Below are 22,897 nucleotides of genomic sequence, written 5' to 3'. Positions count from 1 at the left end.
ATTTATAATTTATTAATTAATGATTATAAAATTTAAATACAATATAAATACAGGCAAAAATAAGGATGGTTTTAGGAATTTTAAAAGAGAAGATAGAATCTTGCTAATCAAGCTTAGAGCATATGAATTTCATTTAACTCAAGCATTAAAAAGTTGTCTGTTTGTAGGATTTTGAATGTTGCAGAAAGATCGCTCCATTCACCATTTATAGGCAAATCATAAATAACGTATCCTATTATTGTCATGTCATGTCGCTCATCAATCTTTCTAATAGTATAATCAAAAAAGTCTATATCTTTATTTGGATCGATGTTACCATTGATTATTGCGGATTCCGGAGACGTAACCTTATACTTTTCCTCTAACTGTTCGTCAGGCAATCCATATCCGTTTATTATGTCTTTAATATTTGACGGGCTCCATTGATAATAAGGATCATGAAGAGTTAACTGATAAGCTTCATCGTATCTTCCGTTAGCTAACAATTCAATCCAACTAAGGACTGCCTTTTCTATTTCAATACGATCAATTGAATATATCTTAAGCGGCATGGTTAAATTCGAAATAGTTTAGCCTTGATTTTCCGTATGCTGCAACGCGTAGTTTATAAAGTTACTTGTCAGCCCATAATCCTCTGTCCCCTTACGGCGGATAAAAAAGAAATCACGCTTAATTTTCAATCCTTCAATAGGTACTTCAACCAAATCACCTTCGGCCAATTGACGGATAATTGATGGGCGCGGCATAAAGCCAAGGCATTGATCGGCCAGGAGGAAGTTTTTCAAAGCCTCGGTACCACCAAGGCGGATCTTTACCGACAGATCGGCCGGTTTAATATGCAAAGCAGACAAGGCTTTTAATACGGCATTCAACGTGCCCGAACCACGCTCTCTCACGGCGAGGGGTGTTTTTACAAACTGCTTTAGTGTTAATGACTTGCCTGCCAGCGGACTTTTAGCCGAGCAAACCGGGATCACCTCATCACTCATAAATGGTTTGTATGATACGGTAGTGAGTTTATTATCAACCTCAATTATACCAATATCAACCTCATGATTTAACAAAGCGTTCAGGATGTACTCGCTGTTACGGTTTACAAGCTGTACATCCACATTGGCGTACTCGCGCTGAAAACCAGAAAGTATCGAAGGTAAAATATACAGGGCAATAGTTGTACTTGCGCCCAAACGCAAATGCCCGGCAGCCTGCGAAAGATTACTTAACACCGAAAGATCATACTCTACCTTCCGCTCTATCTCTGTTGCCTGCTGTAAATACTCATTTAGCTTATTTCCGGCTTCAGTTAATAAGATACTGTTGCCTTTACGCTCAAACAGGGGCACTTTATATTGATCTTCAAGCGCCTTCACATGCTTGCTGATGGCCGGCTGTGTAATAAACAGTACCTGGGCTGCCTTACTGAAACTCAGGTTGGCGGCAACTTCCATAAATACACGGTGGGCAAAAGAGATCATGGGGCAAAGTTAATTTTTTACCCGTTCAAAGTACTTACCTGTAAATTTATATACGATATAGTCGCGGGTAACCTCTCGGTTTGCATTAACTAACGGACTATGGATGCTTTGTGTTTTAGCGTCATAATAAATAGTCGGGATCACTTTCATATTAACTACCGAAAGAAAGCTATAATCAAAATATAACTTACTATGCATGCCGGTTTGGGTTTTAACCAGTAACACGGTACCGTTTAACTTCCCGCTTTCGATAGTAAAAAACTGGATGCCCTGGGTAGCATCAACACTTGAACGTACCGAATTATATGCTGCCAGATAATAAACTTTGTTATTGGCCTTAAGCGTATAAATTTTGGAGTACCAGTAAACCGGGTTATGCTTTTTGCCAACGGAATCCATTTTAAGCGATGACGATACTTTGCCGCTAACCTTGTATTGCAAAACATTATCAAAATCATAGCCGGTGCTGCCCAACCTGGTATCCCAGGAATAAGTACGGAACAAACCATCAGCAGATGTGGCTATCACAACCCGCTCTTTCACCAGTTCGGTAAAGGGATAGTTTATTGTTCCGGGATATTTGGAGGTATAGTACTTCAGCTTAAAGCCAAAGATCTTGTTCATTTTTTCTAATGAATCAATTGCTTTCCACTCTTTTTTGTGGGAGCCGTAATAGTTTACCCTTTTAAAAATCCGTAACAGATCGGCCTCAATAGCCTGCGGACTTTGAGCAAACAAATTTGCTGAGTAAAAGCAGCAGCAGAAAACAATTATTAACTTAAAGGTTTTCATCGGTAAACAAGATACACAAAAAAAGCAAATCCGGCAGACATTCTGTTACGATGATTGCCAGTTAGCTGTTTTTTAGCTTTTTATTTTTTCAAAATACCGTCCGTTGAATTTGTATTTGATAAATTTTGAAGTAACCTGTGCTTTGGCATTTACCAACGGTACATGTATAGTTTGCGTTGTTTGATCAAAAGTGATAGTCGGCCGTTTTTCAAACGGCAGATCAACCACTGATCCAAAATCATATTCATAAAAAATTTCATTATGAAAACCCGATTGCGTTTTAATGATCTTTACATCATTATTCAAAACACCGTTTTGAATGGCAAATAACCTGATCCCGGTACCGGCATATCTTGATGATTCAATAACTCCATAAATGCCAAAATAGTAAGTTTTATCGCCGGCTTTGAAAGTATATAAGTTTGAATAAAAAGGAGCGCCGCCGTCCCCTGGGTTGTTCATCAAAGATGACTTTGTTTTATCGCCGGCTTTGTATTGTAACACGTTGGCACAAATGTGCATAGTGCCTCCAGTCCATGTATCCCATGAGTAAATCCTGAACAATCCATCCGCCGAAGTGAAAATATCAAGTTGCGCTTTTTTTAGCGAGTTAAAAGGTAAGTTTATAGTATAAGGATAGGTTTCTGTATAACGTTTTAATTTATTACTAAAAGCATCATTGGCTTTAATAAGGGAATCGCCCGCATTTTCATTCCATTTGCCTTGCTGCTCGTCCCAATATTCAATCTTTTTAAATGATTTGAGTAAGTCGGCTTCAATAGCTTGCGGTGTTTGCGCGAAGAGTTTAACCGATGTGATAAAACAGAAAATAACAATCAGGTTCAAGGCTTTCATACCCCAATATTACAGCATAAAAATAGGGATAATCAAATGACTATCCCTATCCTATAATTTATTGATAATATCTTCTTTATTAATTTTCAGCTGTTCCGCAACGTCATTGATGATCGCCATAAGTGTTCCTAACTTTATAGGATCGTGATTTGGGATGGTAATATTCTTTACGCCATCATTAAGCGTAATCGATAACCTGATATGGCTTCCGGTTTGTCTTATAACCTCGTAACCATATTTCAATAAAACTTTGATCAGATCTTTTCCTGAAACATCACGGGGAGCTCTTGGAGACATAGGTATTTTCAGAAAAATTAAACGGTTATCACTTCCTCCTTAACCAAATGGAGCCGAATGATTTTAGGAAGCTTATCTTCATCAAAATGACAATGGACAGCATCGCGAATATTGGCTTTTAGCTCATCAAGCGTATCTCCTTCTGTAAAAATCGACTCGCCGATTGCCCTCGCGTTATAACCGCCCTCTATCGCTTCTTCAACAAGGAAAAATATTTCGTTCATATTCAAATTTAAGAAATATTCTTCACAAAAAAACCCCATAGCATGTGTGCTATGGGGCCTATATTTTCTCATTTACTTATGCCTCAACCGGCTGGCCAATCAAGTGCTGAGCAGCAAGGTACTCGGCAATTTGCACGGCATTAGTAGCTGCACCTTTACGCAGGTTATCAGATACTATCCAGCAGTTAAGTGTATTGTCCTGGGTTTCGTCACGACGGATGCGGCCTACAAATACCTCATCTTTATCATGCGCGTCGAGCGGCATAGGGTATTTCAGGTTAGCAGTATCGTCAACCACAACAATGCCGGGAGCGTTAGCTAACAGTTCACGAACTTCTGCCAGGTCAAAATCATTTGCAAACTCAATGTTAACCGACTCCGAGTGGCCACCCATAACCGGGATCCGCACGGTGGTAGCAGTTACTTTAATGCTATCATCGCCCATGATCTTTTTGGTTTCGAGGATCATTTTCATTTCCTCTTTAGTATAACCGTTTTCGGTAAATACATCAATCTGCGGGATCACGTTTAAATCGATAGTGTAAGGGTAAACTTTAGGGCCGTCGATACCTTTACGCTCGTTAAATAACTGGTCAACAGCTTTAACACCGGTACCGGTAACCGACTGGTAGGTTGAAACTACCACCCTTTTAATTTTATATTTATCGTGCAGTGGTTTTAAAGCCACTACCATTTGTATGGTTGAGCAATTTGGATTGGCGATGATCTTATCTTCGGCTGTAAGTACATCAGCATTTACTTCGGGTACAACCAGTTTTTTGGTTGGGTCCATACGCCATGCCGATGAGTTATCAATAACAGTTGTACCAGCAGCTGCAAATAAAGGAGCCTGCTGTAATGAAGTGCTTCCGCCGGCCGAGAAAATTGCTACGTCCGGCTTCATCTTAATCGCATCCTCAACAGAAACCACCTTAAACTGCTTACCCTTAAAAGTAATTTCTTTACCAATACTTTTTTCTGAAGCTACGGGAATTAATTCTGTAACGGGGAAGTTGCGTTCTGCAAGAACCTGCAACATTTTGGTGCCTACTAATCCTGTAGCACCTACTACTGCGACTTTCATTTTTTAAATTGTTTTTGAAATGTATCAGGCTGCTTCACAGCGCCTGTTTTTAATTAATTATGTGTTTTAAAAGTTAAACCCTCAAATATGCACATTTTTTTGCTATCCTGAAAATATAAAGTCTATGGTTTTTGTGGACATTGGGTGACTGGTTGATTAAGTTGATTAGGTGAGTGGTTTGTTTGTCTGAATCAAAATTTTCCCTTACTGGCGCAAGTCTTGAGCGAAGGCCTAATGGGTGGCTGACTTGTGACTTCTAAAAAACGATTAATTTGTCTGAACCGGAATTTTTAGAATTAAGTGAATACCATGCAAAATTTCAGAAATTCAAACAATTCGTTTAATTCGAGTTTCAGACAACATCCTGACAATCCTTAAATCGTAAAAATCCAGGTTCAGAATAATGGCGTTGCCTGCGGCCCGCGCTATACGCTTATACTGCACAGGCATTAGCCACAGGCCGGTATCGCTACTATCGCTAACGCAGCATCCGTAAGCATTAAACCAACAGGCAACACAAACAAAAAAATCTACGTAATCAATCCCCTAATCGGCGTAATCTCAAAAAACAAAACAACCACTCACTTAATCAACTTAATTAACCACTCACCTAAAAACCCTACCTTTGCGCGGTAAACTCAATATTGCATGAGCGAAAAGATCTTAGTGATAGGCGCCAACGGCCAGATCGGTACCGAACTGGTAATGGCTTTGAGAAATATACACGGGGCCGAAACGGTTATAGCTTCGGATATTAACAGCCCAACATATGCTATGCGTGGCAGCAGCGGGCCATTTGAATTAATCAATGTACTTGATAAAGACAACCTGCACCACATATTTGATAAGCACCGCCCAACACAAGTTTACCTGTTAGCTGCCATTCTTTCGGCAGTAGGCGAGCAAAAACCCAAAATGGCCTGGGACCTGAATATGACCGGTTTGCTGCATGTGCTTGATTTTGCAGTTGAGTTTAAAGTAAGTAAAGTTTTTTGGCCAAGCTCAATAGCGGTTTTCGGTCCGCATTCGCCGCAGCATAATACGCCGCAGTATTGTGTAATGGATCCTAACACGGTTTATGGTTTTAGTAAATTGGCCGGCGAGCGCTGGTGCGAATATTATTTTAATAAATACGGTCTTGATGTACGCAGTATCCGTTACCCGGGCCTGATCGGCTGGAAAGCCAATCCGGGCGGCGGCACTACCGATTATGCCGTACATATATTTCACCAGGCATTAAAAACGGGCAGCTATGAAAGCTTTCTGGCCGAAGGGACTGCCCTGCCCATGATGTATATGGATGATGCCATCAGGGCTACCATCAGTTTGATGGATGCACCTGCCGAACAGATCAGCATCCGCTCATCATATAACCTGGCTGGCATTAGCTTTACGCCCGAACAACTGGCGGCTGAAATCAAAAAACTGATCCCTAAATTTGAAATCAGTTACAGTAATAACGACCCGCGACAAGCCATCGCCGATAGCTGGCCAAAGTCAATAGATGACAGTTACGCGCAAAACGACTGGGGCTGGAAACTGGAATATGACTTACCAAAAATGGTGGCCGACATGTTGACCAATTTGAAAACGATAATTTAAGGTTAAAGGCGAAAGGATAAAGGTTTTTATCCGTCATTATATAAACAAATATTATATTTACCGCCTTGTCTTTATAAGGCAAAGCTTTGTAATACAACAAGGTTGATCTATCACTATCAACCATGAACAATGAACTAAAAAAACATGGGAAGAGCATTTGAATTCCGCAAAGAAAGAAAGTTTAAGCGCTGGGCCAAAATGGCAGTGCAGTTTACCCGTTTAGGTAAGGAAATTGTAATGGCTGTAAAAGCCGGCGGCGGCGATGTTAACACCAATTCGCGCTTACGTACCGCGGTGCAAAACGCCAAGGCCGTAAACATGCCTAAAGACCGTGTTGAAGCCGCCATTAAACGCGCCAGCAGCCGCGACGAAAAAGATTACGAAGAGCTTGTTTACGAAGGTTACGCGCCTTACGGGGTTGCCGTGTTGGTTGAAACCGCTACCGATAATACTAACCGTACTGTTGCCAACGTACGCAGCTACTTTACCAAATACGGTGGCTCATTAGGCAAAACCGGCTCGCTTGATTTTATCTTTACCCGTAAATCAGTTTTCACTTTTGAGCCGGGCGACCGCGACCTGGAAGAGCTTGAACTTGAATTGATAGACGCAGGTTTGGAAGAAATATTTGTTGAAGCCGATGAAAATGGCAACGATATTGCGGTAATCCATACAGCTTTTGAAGATTTTGGTAAAATGCAGAAAGCGTTGGAAGAAATGGGTATCGAAGTAAAATCGGCCAAGCTGGAGCGTATCCCGCAGTCATTCCATGCTGTAAGCGAAGAGCAGGTGCCTGAAATTATGAAACTGATTGACCGTTTGGAAGAAGACGACGACGTGCAGGCTGTTTACCATAATATGGCGGAGTAATCCTGGTATCGGATTCCGGAATTTCGATTTCGATTTAGTTCCACTCAAACAATAAACACCATGTCATTGCGAGCGATAGCGTAGCAATCGCACAGAAGCATCATCGCTCTGTACAGCATGCGATTGCTCTCGTCGTTCCTCCTCGCAATGACATAAAGAAGAAACATCATGCCACTATTCAACACACGTAAAGGAGAAAAAAGTAAAGGTTACCTTTGCCAACGGCCTTCTTTTTGTAGAAACTGATGGTGGCAAGCCGCAGGCTTTCCCGTTGGAATGGTTTCCACAGTTATTAAACGCTACCGATGAGGAACGTGAAGACTGGAGCCAAACCGAAAAAGGCATCCGTTTTAACAAGCTGGCTGTGGATGTAACACTATAAGATTTGAGATATGAGACGTGAGATATGAGACAAGGCTCTAAACCTTCAATTATCTCAAATCTCATATCTAACATCTCATATCTAAACAAAAATGGTTTTTGAAGAATTTTTAAAGAAGAAAAGAATTGACCTTGTAGCGCTTGAACAGGGCGAACCGGCATTGTTTTCTGAATTTAAAGACCATTTTGAACAAATGGGCGAAAAAAGTTTTGACCATACCAAAAAATACTGGTTTAATAAACTAAGGCGGCGGTTCCCGGTTCCGCTTGAAGTTAAAACCGAAAAAGCACATATCAAAAACCCGCTTGCCGAACAAACCATAACCGAAAGTTTAACAGAACCCGCTACGCCGGGCAAAGTTGGCTTTACGCCGAAGTTCCGTCCGGCTGCACCAAAACCTGCAGCTCCAGCCGAAGAATCTATACAACGGGCAGTTGAACCCCCAACGTCAGAAGCTTCATCCCCTGAAACTGCCCCCAAACCAACGTTCAAGCCTCGCTTTAACCCGGCTATGGCAAAAGCTAAACCAGCAGTAAGCGAAGCATCACCTGAAAACGAAAAGGAACAACAAGCTGGGGCTCCTGCAACAGAAACACCTGCACCAACTGCCAAACCGGGCTTTAAACCACGTTTCAACGCTGCCATGGTAAAACCCAAACCAGCTGAAACAGAAACACAGGCAGAAGACAAAAAGGAAGACACTCCGACAACTCCACCTGCGGATGCACCAGCAGCTAAAATGGAATTTAAACCACGCTTTAATGCCAGTATGGTAAAACCCAAACCGGTAGAAAATGAAGCGCCTGCTGAAGAGAAAAAGAGGATGCTCCGTCTGAAGAGCTTCAAACGCCGGTAACCGAAGCACCTGCCCCTAAAGTGGGATTCAAGCCACGCTTCAACGCCGCTATGATGAACCCTAAACCGGCTGAATCGGAACAACCAGTTGAAGAGGCAAAACCATCAGCCGAGATTCCGCAACCAACGATTGAAGAAGTAAAACCGGGTTCTGAACCTCCCGCACCAAAGCTTGGCTTTAAACCACGCTTTAATGCAGCTGCAATGAAGCCGACAGTTCCTGAAGCCGAAGCATCCGCAGAAGATAAAAAAGAGGATACGCCAACTGAAGAACCTCAGTCGCCGGCTAAAGAAGCTCCCGCACCTAAATTGGGATTCAAGCCACGTTTTAACGCCAAAAATCTTCCCAAGAAATCAGAAGGGGACGAATAGGTCGATAACTTTCAACAAATTTATTGTCATTTCGAGCGAGGAGCGAGTGAGAAATCTTATACTCCCTGCTGAGCAAACATGCTTATCGGACTTGCGTGGTATATAAGATTTCTCTTTCGCCCCAGCGCTATTGCCCACCTCTGCTCAATCGAAAGGACATTTTTTTTAAAGCAATTTTCATTTTGTTTAGCGTGACCGCCCTGTATAGCATGCGATTGCTTCGTCTTCCCTCCTCAATGATATGATTTTTGTGTTACCCGCCTCTACTTACTATGCGAAAACAACCAATGCAACAGATCAGGCTCGTTGAACGCGTTGTCCCAACTATTGTGCCCTACACCTGGATAAAGCGTAAACCGCGGCTTGCCTCCCGCCTCTTTAATAGCATCAACCATTACCTGCGAATGATCGGCAGGTACTACCGGGTCATTATTACCGTGAAAGATCCAGAGCGGAACTTTTTTAGCGTATTTCTTTGCGTTCAGCGTATTATCGCCGCCGCAAATGGCAAAGGCTGCTGCAAATACTTTAGGTTCACGGCCAATGATTTCAAATGTCCCCATACCACCCATGCTCAGGCCCCCCACATAAACTTTATGCTTATCAACAAATGGTTTCTCCAAAAACTGGTCTACAAGCCCCATGAGCATGATCATAGCCATTGTTGGCGGCGCATCTTCCTGAAAAATGAATTTGCGCTTATTGGTTGCCGAATCCGTAACCTGCTTTACATTGCTCCAATAACTTTTTGCCGGGCATTGCGGAAAAACAACGATGGACTCGTATAACTCCCTGCAGCTGTCCTGCAAAAACCGTTGTGCCCCATAAGCCAGTTGCGACTCATTATTGTTTCCCCGTTCGCCCGAACCGTGTAATACAAACAATAAAGGGTACTTTTGACCCGGATTAAAATGCTTTGGAAATAAAATTCGGTATGGTAGTGTGTCTACTTTAAAAATAAAGCTGCCCCTGTCAAACGAGGTCAAATTTTGGGATCTGGCTAAAAAAGAGAATGCTAAGAGCAAGCTTAGCATTCCTGTAATTCGTATTACTTTAATCATGGGTTAAATACTTCTTTGTTTTACAACCGGCGTGATTGCCACCCGGGCTTCAAAACAAATTTAACCTCTTTAACGGCCTTTTGTTTATTTTTTATGCCGAATTAATTTTTCACGATAGCGGGGCTTTCAAAACCCAGTTTTTTCAAACCACCCTGAACCTCGGGGCAGCTCATGAAAAGTTTCCAGAGCAAACCGGTCCGGTAGTTTTCAATCATCACAATGATCGGGCCCTGGTCGATGGCCAAATAGGAGTTGGCGTACCAGTTATGCGATTCGCTGAAGGCATCGGTAAAGCCATACTCGCCCCAGATCTTATCGCCCAGGTCATAATAAAAATGGCGCAACGCTTTCATCGAATATTCCGGGGTGTATGGGAATGCGGATAGCGCGGCCGTAGGCGTAATTACGCCGAGGTCGTTAGTTGGCGAATGTGCATTGTACCCCTCAAAGTTATCGCTGGCAGTTAATCCCCAGCAATTTTCACCGTAGCCCTTAAATTTTTTAGGATTATCAACACAGTAAGCGTGATTGATCAGGGTGTGATTTTTGTTTTGTTCCCAGTAGTCGGCATATTCGTCCTTTAATCCCTTAGGATTAAGGCCCAGGAAAGAATATTGCGAGAAGAATAGCGGACCGCCATAATCAAAACCAAGCGGCAGTTTAAAACCATAAAAAGTTCTGCCGTTTTTAAAGAAATCGCTTTGCGCCCAACCATTATGGTAAACATTGGCACTAACGGGGTAACGTTCGGCAGATGCGGCAAGCACGTAAGTGATCAAACATTCGTTAAAACCGTGGATCGGGAAGTTCATGGCCCAGCCATTGTTCGGGCTCCAGTGCCAGTAAAGGTAGTCGCGGCCATCGCGGGTAAACCAGCTCCATTCCATTTCGCCCCACATCCAGTTAATCACATCGCGGATTCGGCGTTCCTTAGGATCATCGGCAGTAAAATATTGTCTTGCACACAATAAACCCTGAAAAAGATAAGCCGATTCCACAATGTCAGCCCCATCATCTTTACGGCCAAAGCGGATCACTTTACCGGTTTCGCCGTTTAACCAATGTGGGAAAGCACCATGAAAAGCATCGGCCTTGTATAAAAAGTTAACGATCTTCACCATACGGTCAACCGCCTGCTCATGGGTGATCCATTTGCGGCTATCAGCCACAATGAGCGACATGATACCAAATCCCGAACCACCGGTAGTTACCACCTCGTTACCGTAATCAAAAGAAGTGTTGCTGCGCTCCCTGGCCAGACCGCTCACCGGGTGACCAAAGTCCCAGAAATAACGGAACGTTTGGCGCTGCACCACATCAAGCAAAGCACTATCCGTAAGGTTTTTGATAATACCTACAGGCTTAATGCCGTCTTCTGTTTTTTTGTTTGCTTTTGGGCAAAAGCGCTCAGTACAAGCATCATTAACAAGGAGGATAATATTAGTTTTTTCATTTAATATATCATTAATCACATTATAAGTTTGGTCCTCTAAAGCCTAAATTCTTCATTCCCGTTTTTATTTCCGGCGCGCTCATGAAAAGTCTCCAGAGTAACCCGCTTCTGTAGTTTTCGGTCATAACCACGATAGGACCCTGGTCAATAGCCAGGTACGAATTGGCAAACCAGGGGTTGGTTAAGTTAAAAGCATCATAAAAGCCATATTGGCCCCATAACTTATCACCAAGGGTATAATAAAAAAAGTGTAAGGCAGCCATCGATTGGGTTGGTGTATAAGGCAATGACGCAATTGCGGCAGTTGGCGCTATAACCCCTACATCATTAGTTGGTGAGCTTGCCGTATACCCTCCGTCAATATCGCTCGCTGTTAATCCCCAGCAGTTGGCGCTATAACCGCCATTACCCAGGGGATTAGCCACACAATAGTTGTAATTGATCATGGCGTGAGCTTTGGTTTGCGTTTCGTAGTTGGCATAAGCATCTGTTAAACCTGTTGGGTTAATACCCAAAAATGAGTAATGCTCAAAAAACAATGGTCCTCCCCTGTCAGGCCCAAGCGGAAGGGTTACGCCATAAAAGGTTTTACCATTTTTAATACCGCCGCTACCTGCCCATCCCTGGTCATAAACTGTCTTTGGGATGTTGTGTGTTGTTGACGACGCTCCGAGTACATAAACAATAAGAGCCTCATTCCAACCGGTTATTTTCATGTTGATAGCCCAGCCCTGATCTGGGCTCCAATGCCAGTACAGCGCATTCTGATCATTTTGCCTAAACCAATCCCACTCCACACCATTCCATAAAGTATTGATGTCTGCACGCAATTGAGTTTCGGCTGCATTGGCCGAGCTGAAATATTGTCGGGCAGTGATTAATCCCTGCATCAGGTATGATGTTTCAACCAGGTCGGCCCCGTTATCCTGCGTGCTGAATGGCACTATCGCACCTGTAGCGCCGTTTAGCCAATGCGGAAACGCGCCATGAAACTTTTGAGCTTTGGTATTTAAAAAGCTCACTATTTTCTGCATCCGGGCCAGGCCGTCGGCGTAAGAGATATAGCCGCGGCTTATACCTGCAACAATAGCCATAATGCCAAAACCCGACCCTCCCGAAGTAACTACATCGCCCGATGAGTTACGTTCGCGGGCAAGGCCGCTGGTGGGATGGCCAAAATCATAAAAATATTTAAGTGTTTGCCTTTCAACCAGATCAAGCAATTGTTCATCGGTTATGGTCGGAAACTTTGCAGTACTGTCTATTGCGGTAGTAAGCTGTACCTCAAGTGCCGATTGCAGATTACTGCCTTTTGCAGATTTTAAAGCCGTTGAAACTTTAAGTGAGTATTGCGTAATGGGCAAAAGCCCCGTAGGCGTTATCACAACGGTACTATCATGATGCTGAAAAGCCACACTATAAGCTGCAGCTGCTCCGGCTTTAGTAGCAAGACTAACACTCCCCGTTACTGAAGCCTGGCCAAGCGGGGTTGAAAATGAAATAGCTATAGCCGGCTTTGCATTTACGTTTGTATAACTGAAACCGCTGGCCTGTCCATTAACTTTAAGTGTGCTGAAAGTAAATGACGATGACACAGGGATAACCGGATCGGGGTTGCTTTTTGAGCTTTTACCGCAGGCAAAAAACAAAACGATGGCTCCAAATACCAAATTGCTTTTAGTATTCATCATTGTAGAGAGGGTGTAAAAAGGTTGCCTGCCCCCAGGCAGGACAACCCAAATCAATCAACTGTGTGTTATCTTCCGGCAGCTTCGAGGTTGTACAGGGCCGAAACCTGCGATGCTGTAAGCGCTTTATTATAAAACCTGATATTATCTAAAGTGCCTGTAACATAGCCTGCCCAACCCTGTGCACCTGTATTTGCGGTAAGCGAAGGCGTGGTTTGAAACTGTAAAGTACCGAATACCATTTTCGCAGCCTTGCTCCAATCCATCGGTGCAAAACCGGTAACTGTGTTTTTACCAGCCTGCGCGCCGTTGTAATAAACATAAATGGTTGAGCTTGCCGCATCAAACGAAACGGTTACGTTGATCCATTTATTCCATGGATCATCTACGCTGTAGCCACCCTCCCAGCCATCAACACCGGCCGAGCTGCCTGCTACGTTAAAGGCATGCACCTTAAGTACACCTTTTGATGCCGAGCCGCCATTATCGAAAAATATGGCGAGGCTGCCCCAAAAACCGGCACCGCCGGGCTGATCATTTTGAATATCCATTAAACCTATGGCGGCGTTGTTCTGAGGCATATTCACCCAGATACTGGCAGTAAAACTTTTCAACGCTTTAATACCGGCAGGGGTATCATAAAGCGCGTAAGCGCTGGCTGCTCCTTTTAAGCCGTTACCGTTTAAACCTTTGGCAAAACTGGTTCCGGTGGCAACACCGGTACCACCTGCAATGCTATCGGCCAGGTTGGTTGTGAATGGGTAATATGCCACAAGGCTGGCCGGCTCGATATCTTTACTGCTGCTGTAACCGCCATAAGTTGGCAACGGTTTTGACGGCGCGTACGATTTAGCGTCGAAGCTTTTTTGGCACGATGTAATCCCGGCACACGCTACAGCACCGGCCAGCAGAGTTGCTTTTATTTTATTGTTAAGTAGTAATTTCATTGTTGCTGAATTTTTGATGATCAATAACCCGGATTTTGTGTTAAGGTGCCGCCACTAATGTCAATTTCATTTTGCGGCACAGGCCATACCTCATTTTTGCCAGCCTTCCAGCCTCGTGAACCAAATACGGCAGCGCCTCGTCCCTGGCGGATCACGTCAAAATAGCGGTCAAACTCCATAGCAAATTCAACACGGCGCTCTTTGTATATAGCGGCGCGTAAATCGGCCTGTCCTGTAACTGTTACCTTAGGCAATATAGCCGCGTTGCCGGCCCTTGCGCGGGCGCGAACCAACTCAAGCGATGCTAAGGCAGGTGCTGAGTTACCTAACTCATTATTGGCTTCGGCATTCATCAGCAACACATCAGCATAGCGCAAAACAATTTTATTTTGCTGACAGCCTTCGTTAAAACCAGATACATACAGGCCAAATGGCACGTACGATTTCTGATTGTACATCGGGTTATCGCCATCGGCCGGGATCTTATCACCTTCGGGCGTAGTTTCACCGCGGAAGATGATGGTAGCATCACGGCGTGGATCGCCTGTTTCATAGGCAGCCGCCAGATCGGCAGTTGGTACATTAAAGCCCCAGCCGCCGCCTGTTGAGCCACGTACGCCTTGTACCTGCGAATACTGAGAATTAGAAGCATCCGGGTTATTAGGTACCAGCATGCACTGTACCTCGAAAATGGATTCCTGGTTATTCTTGTGCGTAGTGCGGAACAACTGCTCATAATCAGGATACAGCGAATAACCCAATCCCATTACCTGGGTAGTATAGGTAACCACATCGGTCCATTTTTTTGATACAGGGCTGCTTTTGCATGTAAAGCAAGCGCGGCGCCTTTGGTAGCATGTCCTATATCGGCCGAAGCGTATGATTGCGGTAAAACCGATGCCGCATCATTCAAATCGCTTTCAATAGCTGCCCAAACCTGCGCCTTTGCAGTACGTGGAAGGTTGTAATCAGATGCATTTTTGGGTAACGATAAACGCAGCGGCACATCACCGAAAGCGCGTACCAGCCTGAAATAAGCATAAGCGCGGATAAATTTGGCTTCGGCAAGGTATCTTGCTTTCAGGCCCTGATCCATAGTTATGCCGGGCACGTTGCCCAGTATTTGGTTGGCGAAGTTGATGGTTTGATACTGACCTGCCCAAAAATCGGAAACCTGGCCTTCGCCTGCTGTAACCGTAAAATTGTGAAAGTTGTTCATAAAGGTAGCATCGGTAGGGCTGCTGCCTTTTTCTGCATCGTCCGATCCCATGCTTTCAACAGCTATCGGGGCAAAGGCGATGTTTTTCCACTCGCGCAGGTTTGCGTACATGGCATTTACGGCCTTGGTAGCATCATCCTGTGTTTTCCAAAACTGTGTGGCAGATTGATTACCCGCCGGGGCCACATTTAAGAAGCTTTTTTTACAAGCCTGAAATGATATTGCGGATGCAACGAGGCCTAAAATAACAGCCTTTTGCAATAAAGTTTTTTTACTGTTTTTCATCTTTATATTGATTAAAAAGTAACGTTAACACCAAAATTGTAGGTTGCGTATAATGGATACACATTAGCATCGATACCCATATTGCCTATAGAGCCGCCAACTTCGGGGCTAAAGCCTTTGTAGCCGAAAAAGTTAAGGGCGTTTTGAGCGTTGGCAAACAGCCTGACTTTTTGAATTTTCCATTTGCTTAAGATGCTGCCCGGCAAGGTATAACCCAACTGCGCATTTCTGAGCCTGAAGTAGGCACCGCTTTCTACATAAAATGAGTTAGGTTTTGCATTGTCTGTCGAGCCCACGTTTACTGATGGATAGGTATTTGAAGTACCCGGGCCATGCCAGCGATGATCAAAAAAATCTTTAGTGAAGTTTTCGTTACCAAAACGGTAAGCAATATTGGCGTTATAAACACTTACATCGGCAGTACCCTGAAAATCCAGAGCCAGGTCAAAGTTTCGGTAAGTGAACGAGGTATTGATACCGTAGTTATATTTTGGCAGCGGGCTACCTAAAACTACGCGGTCTTTGCTATCAATTACACCATCATTATTGGTGTCCTGGTATTTAAAGTCGCCAGGTTTGGCGCTGGTTTGTTTTGATGCCGCAACTTCCTGTGGCGTTTGGAAAATACCGGTTACCTGGTAACCATAAAACTCGCCGATGGGCTGACCAACCACAGTACGGGTAGCCAACTGACCATTGGCAATGCCGTTACCGCCCTGGTAAATAGGAATATTTCCTGATAATACATTTAACACTTTATTGGTGTTAATGCCAAGGTTAGCGCTGATGCTGTAATAAAAATCCTTGGTAGCCTGGTCTTTCCAACTTAATAAGAACTCGACGCCGCGGTTTTGGATGGTAGCCTGGTTGCCAAGCACTACGCCGCCATTTGTACCCAACGATCCAAGTATTGGAAGAGGATAGATGGCATCTTTGGTTTTACGATCATAATAATCAGCCTCAAACGATAATTTGCTATTAAGAATCGCACCCTCTATACCAAAATCGGTCGATTGGGTTTTTTCCCAAAATATAGTTGGCGGTACTACTGTGTTAACGCTTGCACCAGGGAACGTTGTTTGAGGTGTGCCAAATATCGCTGTTAAGTAAGGATCGGCAGATACGGTTAGGATGCTCGGGTTAATAGGTACACCTGAGTTACCTACTTTACCCCAGCTGGCACGTAATTTTAAAGTGTTAAACACCTTCTGATCTTTCATAAAATCCTCGTTGGTGATAACCCAGCCACCGCCTACCGACGGAAAGTACCCGTAGGTATGGTCGCCGTAAAACTGCGATGCACCATCGCGGCGTATAGAGGCGTTTAAGAGATATTTATCTTTAAACGAATAGTTAACACGCGCAAATTGCGACAAAGCGCGGGTATATACCTGCGAGCCCGGAGTAGCGTAATAAGTTACCTTAGCCGTATCAGGGAACGAACCGCGCTGGCTGCCGCTACCAACGTAAGGTACATTTTGCGCATGCGCATCTAACTGTTTGGTACGATAATTTTGCGCGCTGTAACCTAATAAAGCGGTTATTTTATGATCCTTGATTTTCACATCGTAGGTAAGTGTGTTTTCCCAGATCCAGTTACGGGTTTCGCTGTGGTTAACATCCAGGTTTGATACAAGGCTTTTTTGTGCAAATGTGGCGGCATAAACCGGAGTGTATCCTCTAACTTCGGCCTGACCTATATCGCCGCCAAAGCTTGTTTTAAATTTAAAGTTTTTGAGAAAAGATACTTCACCATACCCATTGTAAGTAAAGCGCATGTTTCTTGATTTCTGATTGAAAAAATCAAGTGTAGCCTGCGGGTTATAGTTATTACCATCACCTGTATGGTAATCGTTAGGATCGCCATAAGCACCATCTTTATAATAAACAGGTAAGGTTGGAGCCACACCAAACAACTGATGGAAAATTCCGCCGTTTACATCGGCCGATTTCCCGGATAAACCACTTAATGTATATCCCAATTTAAGCCCTTTTACAGGTTTAAAATCGTTTGATAAGTGAAGTGTGTAACGCCTGTAATTGTTTGTTTTAGCCAAACCATCCTGGTCAAGGTAACCGAATGAAAGGTGGTATGTTACCTTTTCGGTGCCTCCGCTTACTGAAAGTTCATGATTTGTTACGAAAGCATTGCGTAAGATTTGCCCATACCAATCAGTACCTTTTCCGTAGCTTGCCGGATCGCTGAATAATACCGGGCTTACGTTATTAGAAGTATAAAGCTCATTAATAGCCGTTGCGTACTCGGTAGCATTAGCCATTTTTACCTGGTTGGTAACCGACTGCCAGCCTGCATAACCGTTATAATTAATAACAGGTTTGCCTTTGACCCCGCGCTTGGTTGTAACCAGTACAACACCGTTGGCTGCACGGATACCATAAATAGCAGTACTTGAGGCATCTTTTAAAATAGAGATATTCTCGATATCCTGCGGGTTAAGAAAACTGATATCATCATACCAAACCCCGTCAACCACAAACAATGGGCTTACATTACCAAATACAGTACCTAAACCGCGAATACTTACCGCAGGTGAAGCGCCCGGAGAACCGCTGTTGGTGATCTGCACACCGGCAACCTTACCCTGTAAACCGCTTATTGGGTTTACCGAAGCCTGTTTTGAAATTTCGGTACCTTTTACCGATGCTACCGAACCGGTAACATCAAGCTTACGCTGAGTGCCGTAACCAACCACAACAACCTGTGCCAATTCGTTTGCTTGTGCCTGCAGCGTTACATTCAATGTGGTTTGTTCGTTTACCGGTACAGACTTGGTTGCATAACCGATATAAGTAATGGTTAAGATTCCATTTTTTGATGCCTTAATTGAGTAAAGGCCGTTAACATCTGTTTGGGTCCCGTTAGTTGTTCCTTTTTCTTGTACCGATACGCCTATCAAGGCTTCGCCGGTAGCAGCGTCGGTTATTTTTCCTTTTACTGTAACGTTTTGTGCAAACGCAGCGTCAAAAGAAAAAAGAAGCAATAACATCAACCCTGAAATAGTAAAAATTCTTTTCATAGTGGTTAATTAAATAAAAAGCGGATTAGAAATAATTGGTTTATTATTCTACAAAGCTGAACAGATAATGTTTTCTTAACAAATATTGATACTCAACATTAATACATCATCATAAAAATACTTTCTCAAGAGCAATTTTATTAATCTGCAATGAACTGACAATTAAATATATACATACAAAAAGCATATACCATACATACTACACAACCGGCTACACCGGATTGATGTATTAAAGACACGATGAGAGGTAATGATGTAGTATTAAAGCTCAATGAGAAACTCGGTTAGGTTTTTATCATGCTCCAGATTGAGCTTTTTGCGCAGCCGGTAACGACGAGATTTCGACACCCCGCAAAGAGATGTTGAGCAGTGACGCTATCTCCTTACTATTCATATTCATGCGCAGGTACGCGCATAGCTTAAGGTCATTTGGCACCAGGTCGGGGTGACCGGCTTTTAATTTTTTAAAGAAATTTTCGTGCGCTTCGTTAAAACTGGTTTCAAAAATGTTCCAGTCACGCTCATCGCTCATGCCTTCATCAATCACTTTTTGGATACGGCGCAATTGCTCGTCGGCAAGCTTCTTACCGTCGCCCCCCTTGAGGTGGGTTAACTCGTCGCTTATTTTTTGCAGCAATTCATTTTTATAAACTATGTTCATGGCCGAATTTGCGAGTTCACGGCTTTTACTGGCCAGGTCGGCTTGCAGCTGCTCGTTCTTTATATTGATGATGTGCTGCTCATTTGCAATAGCTTCCTGCTTCAAAAATTCTTCCTTCTCTTTCTGCAGCTTTTGTTGAATCTGCTGCTGATGTTTTTTCAATTTAAGCCCGTAGTAATACCTGATCACATAAAATAGCAATACAGCCAGCAATACATAAAACACCAGCGCTATTTTGCCGGCATACCATGGCGGCAATACCGTAAAAGTTATTGTTGAAACAGCAGATTGATACTGGTCATTGATCTTAGCCCTCACCTTGAAATTATAGGTACCCTGGTTAAGATTCGTAAACTCCTTTTGGCTTTGCGGCATCCACTCACTCCATTGATGCGAATAGCCTTCCAGATAATACTGAAACCTGATTTTAGCCTGGGTATAATAAGGCAGAGAATAACTTATACGGATGTTATTTTCGGCGTAAGGTATTTCAATGTTATTGTTCTGTTCTGCTGCTTCAGTTATCAACGATACCTTATCGGTAACATTCTCTATCCTCCTGATCAAAACATCAGGTATTTTGATCCTATTGGGCAGTTGAGCATCTGCATCGTTTAATATCACAAACCCGTCATCAACACTTATCAAATAGGTTGAGTTGTTGATACGGTTAATGGTTTCATAATGCTGTACCATCTGTCCGTTCAGGATTGAAAACCTGTTGGTATCGATGGTTAGCTTCCCGGTAACAGACATATCGGCCAAACCAACCCTGCCCTGGTTAATGAACCAGTATTTTTTGCCTATAGCCTTAATGATTTTGCTTGAGGTGGCAAATGTGCCCAGTTTGCTATTAAGCTGCTGATATTTATAAAATCTGTCGGTAATATCATCATACACATAAAAACCCAAATCTGACGAGAAAACCGTGCGGTTGTCGAGATCAAATACATTAATGTTGTAACTACCCGGCAAACCATGTTTTTGGTCGTAATAAACGTGCGATACCACAGTGCGCTGATCGGCGCTTAAAGTGAGCTTATAAATACCCTTATAAGCGTGGCTTACCCAAATTTGACCTTTGGCATCACGTTCAACATAGCGTGAAGGTTCACTGAAACCCGCTAATTTATGGCTGAATTGCCAGTTGCCAGCGGCATCTTTCCGGTAGATCACCAGGCCGGTATAAGTGCCCTGCATGAGCATATCGGGGGCCATTTTCTTAATGGTCCAACCGCCTGTTACATCCGAGATCTTTTTTAACGAAGCTCCGTTTACCTGGTAGGTTCCGTCGTTATGGCCGCACAGCAACCTGTTATCCTGTAAGGACAAATCCCACACCTGCCCCTGCGAACCGGGGATCAGTTTAAAGTCGAATGTTTGAAAGGGGCTGTTATGATTATCGGGCAGCCAATCGCTATAAAATAGTCCCTGATTAGTGCCGAGATAGATCTTCTTATCAAAAATGATACTTGAATAAACCGTACCGAATTTGCCGGTTTTGTCGAAATAAAAATACAAAGGCGAGTTAACCTCAATTCTATCGATACCATTATCCAGTCCGGCCCAAAGGTTTTGGCTGGCATCGGTATAAAGGCTTAACACCGTATTGTTTTGCATACCGCTGGCTTTATTGATATGCTGCACTACACGACCGGCAGTATCAACGATCACAATACCATTAAGAATGGTACCATAGGCGAAATACTTATCGGCGATGGCCGCGCCATTATTCAGCTGGTAGGTTTTTAAAAAATCATTTGCCTGGCTCACCCATGGCTTAACTGTTTTACCATCGTAGATAAATAAACCATTTTTTGCCGTACCGATGAGATATTTACCCTGTTGAAATGGCAAAATAGATAACACACCACTTGCACCTAAAATATTGCTGCCTTCAATATATTCAAGCTTTAAACCTTTAAGCTCAAAAAGCCCTTTTGTTAATTGCTCCACAAAAAAGCGGCTACCACATTTAAAAAGGAACAAATACGGCTCATGCGCTTTTACAACTTCAATTTTACCAGCCGAATAAATATAGATAGCCCCGAATGATTGGAAAAGCACCCTGTTGTTATCGCAATATATTTTCCAGATCTCTTCGGTTACCGGTAAAAAGTTTTTCGGTACCAGGTTAACGAGTGAGGTATATTTTAAAATGCCCTTACCATCGTTATGCCAATAGCCAAATTCACCGTATCCACCGGCATACACCCTGCCCTTGCCATCAGCACTAACTGAGCGTACAATTAAGCCATTGGGCATGTGGTACTGCTGCCAGTATTTACCATCAAAGGTGAGCAGGCCTTCGGCATTACCAAAGTACATGATATCGTGCTCATCGCGCGTTACCGACCAGTTTTGGTTACCAAACTGGTAAAGGGCCTTTGTATAATTTTGCACATACGGCACACCTACGCTCTTAATATCTACCGACCACGCGGGCCAAACCGATATAAAAGCAAGAACTATAATAATACACAGGGTTTTACGCATAGGATGTAGCGGCTCAATTTGCTAAAGTAGTGTTTGTACCCGACAAAATAAAAAAGCCTACCCTTGAGGGTAAGCCTTATATAATTAATTGTGCCACAGCTGTTATACTATTGGCTGCAGTTTATTTTTACTCACATTTACCGGTTGAGGTACTTTTACATAATACCCGGTACCATCATAAACCCGTTTACGCGGATGCTCTTTACAAGCATCGCTGCAGCAGCCGTCCATAGCGGTTCCGCATTCATCGCACTGGGTAAAATGCTCGTTGCACTCGGGATTGGCGCAATTGATCATTTTTGGTGTGGTTTTGCCGCAATTTAAACAGGTTGAAATAACAACCGGGTTCACGCTGTTTACATCAACCGAAAGGCGGTTATCAAATACATAGCATTTGCCCTCAAAATCCTCGCCGCCGGCTTCCTTACCATATTTAATGATACCACCATGCAACTGGTACACTTCCGGGAAACCCTCGTGCAACAATAAGGCCGATGCTTTTTCGCATTTGATGCCACCGGTGCAATATGTCAGGATCTTTTTATCCTTGTATTGTGCAAGCTGATTGATCATATCCGGAAAATCACGGAAGTTATCGATATCGAGCGTTACGGCATTTTTGAACTTGCCTAACGAGTGTTCATAGTTTGAGCGCACATCCAAAACAACAACATCGTCCCTGTCTTTCATAGCCAAAAACTCTTTTGGCTCCAGGTGTTTGCCGGTTTTTTGTTTAGGGTCGATGACATTAGGGTCACGGAGACCTGAGTGTACAATTTCTGACTTATAACGCACATGCATTTTTACAAAGGAAGGCGTATCTACTTCATCAATTTTAAAGTCGATACCGGCAAAACGCTCGTCGGCGTGTACGGTATCCATATAGGTTTTACATGCCTCAACAGTACCAGAAACAGTACCGTTAAGCCCTTCATCGGCCACAATAATGCGCCCGGTTAAACCTAAACTTTTACAAAATTTTAAATGATCGGCAGCAAATTGCTCCGCATTAGCTATTGTTGAATAACAATAGTATAGTAGGGTATTATACATTTTCATAAAATCATTGATACTGCTGCAAACAGTGTTAAATGAGCGGCGCAAATGTAAGATTTTTAGGTGAAAGCTCAAAATGAGGTAAAAGGCAAAAGGTAAAAGGCGAAAGGTAGCTGCAATATTTTAGGCGAAAGGTAGCTAGGACTTTCTGCCTTAGGCAAAAAACCTCTTACCTTTCGCCTTTA

General features: G+C 43.3%; 20 protein-coding genes and 1 pseudogene. 5 read left to right on the top strand and 16 right to left on the bottom strand.

Going from position 1 to position 22,897, the window contains the following annotated elements; translation table 11 throughout:
- Nucleotides 1-113 precede the first annotated feature (113 nt).
- From ACQ86K_RS04315 to ACQ86K_RS04285, 7 genes are all read right to left on the bottom strand, one after another.
- Complete coding sequence (locus ACQ86K_RS04315) at nucleotides 114-551, bottom strand: hypothetical protein (protein WP_091172216.1); 438 nt, start codon at nucleotides 549-551, stop codon at nucleotides 114-116.
- A gap of 18 nt (nucleotides 552-569) precedes the next feature.
- Nucleotides 570-1,475 carry a LysR substrate-binding domain-containing protein gene (locus ACQ86K_RS04310; protein ID WP_091172214.1) on the bottom strand — a complete coding sequence of 302 codons (906 nt, stop codon included), beginning with the start codon at nucleotides 1,473-1,475 and terminating at the stop codon, nucleotides 570-572.
- A gap of 9 nt (nucleotides 1,476-1,484) precedes the next feature.
- Complete coding sequence (locus tag ACQ86K_RS04305; protein ID WP_091172207.1) at nucleotides 1,485-2,267, bottom strand: hypothetical protein; 783 nt, start codon at nucleotides 2,265-2,267, stop codon at nucleotides 1,485-1,487.
- Between the two features lie 72 nt (nucleotides 2,268-2,339).
- A complete protein-coding gene (locus tag ACQ86K_RS04300; protein WP_091172205.1) occupies nucleotides 2,340-3,122 on the bottom strand; it encodes a hypothetical protein in 783 nt (260 codons plus the stop codon).
- A 51-nt stretch (nucleotides 3,123-3,173) separates the two neighbouring features.
- Nucleotides 3,174-3,419: a type II toxin-antitoxin system HicA family toxin gene (locus ACQ86K_RS04295; protein ID WP_091172203.1), complete on the bottom strand. Its 246-nt coding sequence runs from the start codon at nucleotides 3,417-3,419 to the stop codon at nucleotides 3,174-3,176.
- Between the two features lie 17 nt (nucleotides 3,420-3,436).
- On the bottom strand, nucleotides 3,437-3,643 hold the full coding sequence (locus ACQ86K_RS04290) for a 2-oxoisovalerate dehydrogenase (RefSeq protein ID WP_091172201.1): 207 nt from the start codon (nucleotides 3,641-3,643) through the stop codon (nucleotides 3,437-3,439).
- Between the two features lie 76 nt (nucleotides 3,644-3,719).
- The gene (locus tag ACQ86K_RS04285; RefSeq protein ID WP_090534105.1) at nucleotides 3,720-4,727 is read right to left on the bottom strand and encodes an aspartate-semialdehyde dehydrogenase; all 1,008 of its coding nucleotides are present in this window, start codon (nucleotides 4,725-4,727) and stop codon (nucleotides 3,720-3,722) included.
- A gap of 648 nt (nucleotides 4,728-5,375) precedes the next feature.
- On the opposite strand from ACQ86K_RS04285, the gene ACQ86K_RS04280 reads away from it, so the two are divergent.
- From ACQ86K_RS04280 to ACQ86K_RS04260, 5 genes and pseudogenes are all read left to right on the top strand, one after another.
- Entirely contained in the window at nucleotides 5,376-6,329 is a 954-nt protein-coding gene (locus tag ACQ86K_RS04280; protein ID WP_090534131.1) for an NAD-dependent epimerase/dehydratase family protein, read from the top strand.
- Between the two features lie 144 nt (nucleotides 6,330-6,473).
- Nucleotides 6,474-7,199, top strand: a complete 726-nt coding sequence (locus ACQ86K_RS04275) for a YebC/PmpR family DNA-binding transcriptional regulator (protein ID WP_091172198.1) — start codon at nucleotides 6,474-6,476, stop codon at nucleotides 7,197-7,199.
- Between the two features lie 214 nt (nucleotides 7,200-7,413).
- A pseudogene (locus ACQ86K_RS04270) lies at nucleotides 7,414-7,581 on the top strand (DUF2442 domain-containing protein); the annotation flags it as partial.
- A gap of 91 nt (nucleotides 7,582-7,672) precedes the next feature.
- Nucleotides 7,673-8,437 (top strand): hypothetical protein, encoded by a 765-nt coding sequence (locus ACQ86K_RS04265; protein ID WP_431199857.1) that lies wholly within the window; start codon nucleotides 7,673-7,675, stop codon nucleotides 8,435-8,437.
- A 50-nt stretch (nucleotides 8,438-8,487) separates the two neighbouring features.
- Nucleotides 8,488-8,808 carry a hypothetical protein gene (locus ACQ86K_RS04260; protein WP_431199856.1) on the top strand — a complete coding sequence of 107 codons (321 nt, stop codon included), beginning with the start codon at nucleotides 8,488-8,490 and terminating at the stop codon, nucleotides 8,806-8,808.
- 263 nt (nucleotides 8,809-9,071) lie between these two features.
- Here ACQ86K_RS04260 and ACQ86K_RS04255 read toward each other — a convergent pair whose 3' ends face one another.
- From ACQ86K_RS04255 to ACQ86K_RS04215, 9 genes are all read right to left on the bottom strand, one after another.
- Nucleotides 9,072-9,842 carry a prolyl oligopeptidase family serine peptidase gene (locus ACQ86K_RS04255; protein WP_218134494.1) on the bottom strand — a complete coding sequence of 257 codons (771 nt, stop codon included), beginning with the start codon at nucleotides 9,840-9,842 and terminating at the stop codon, nucleotides 9,072-9,074.
- A gap of 128 nt (nucleotides 9,843-9,970) precedes the next feature.
- The gene (locus ACQ86K_RS04250) at nucleotides 9,971-11,341 is read right to left on the bottom strand and encodes a glucoamylase family protein (RefSeq protein WP_431199855.1); all 1,371 of its coding nucleotides are present in this window, start codon (nucleotides 11,339-11,341) and stop codon (nucleotides 9,971-9,973) included.
- A gap of 1 nt (nucleotide 11,342) precedes the next feature.
- Entirely contained in the window at nucleotides 11,343-13,013 is a 1,671-nt protein-coding gene (locus tag ACQ86K_RS04245; protein ID WP_091172188.1) for a glucoamylase family protein, read from the bottom strand.
- Nucleotides 13,014-13,078: 65 nt separating this feature from the next.
- Nucleotides 13,079-13,957, bottom strand: a complete 879-nt coding sequence (locus ACQ86K_RS04240; RefSeq protein WP_091172186.1) for a LamG-like jellyroll fold domain-containing protein — start codon at nucleotides 13,955-13,957, stop codon at nucleotides 13,079-13,081.
- Nucleotides 13,958-13,977: 20 nt separating this feature from the next.
- Nucleotides 13,978-14,748, bottom strand: a complete 771-nt coding sequence (locus tag ACQ86K_RS04235; protein WP_431199854.1) for a RagB/SusD family nutrient uptake outer membrane protein — start codon at nucleotides 14,746-14,748, stop codon at nucleotides 13,978-13,980.
- Nucleotides 14,724-15,461, bottom strand: a complete 738-nt coding sequence (locus tag ACQ86K_RS04230; RefSeq protein ID WP_431199853.1) for a RagB/SusD family nutrient uptake outer membrane protein — start codon at nucleotides 15,459-15,461, stop codon at nucleotides 14,724-14,726. Before ACQ86K_RS04230 ends, ACQ86K_RS04235 begins: the two co-directional genes overlap by 25 nt.
- 11 nt (nucleotides 15,462-15,472) lie before the next feature.
- Nucleotides 15,473-18,499: a SusC/RagA family TonB-linked outer membrane protein gene (locus tag ACQ86K_RS04225; protein WP_091172180.1), complete on the bottom strand. Its 3,027-nt coding sequence runs from the start codon at nucleotides 18,497-18,499 to the stop codon at nucleotides 15,473-15,475.
- 295 nt (nucleotides 18,500-18,794) lie between these two features.
- Nucleotides 18,795-21,656 carry a triple tyrosine motif-containing protein gene (locus ACQ86K_RS04220; protein ID WP_431199852.1) on the bottom strand — a complete coding sequence of 954 codons (2,862 nt, stop codon included), beginning with the start codon at nucleotides 21,654-21,656 and terminating at the stop codon, nucleotides 18,795-18,797.
- A gap of 102 nt (nucleotides 21,657-21,758) precedes the next feature.
- Nucleotides 21,759-22,715, bottom strand: a complete 957-nt coding sequence (locus ACQ86K_RS04215) for a rhodanese-related sulfurtransferase (RefSeq protein WP_091172177.1) — start codon at nucleotides 22,713-22,715, stop codon at nucleotides 21,759-21,761.
- Between the last annotated feature and the right edge of the window lie 182 nt (nucleotides 22,716-22,897).

It is taken from the genome of Mucilaginibacter sp. P19 (assembly GCF_050632265.1).
Classification (GTDB): Bacteria; Bacteroidota; Bacteroidia; order Sphingobacteriales; family Sphingobacteriaceae; genus Mucilaginibacter; species Mucilaginibacter gossypii.
This window is presented reverse-complemented; position numbering and strand designations above follow the sequence as displayed.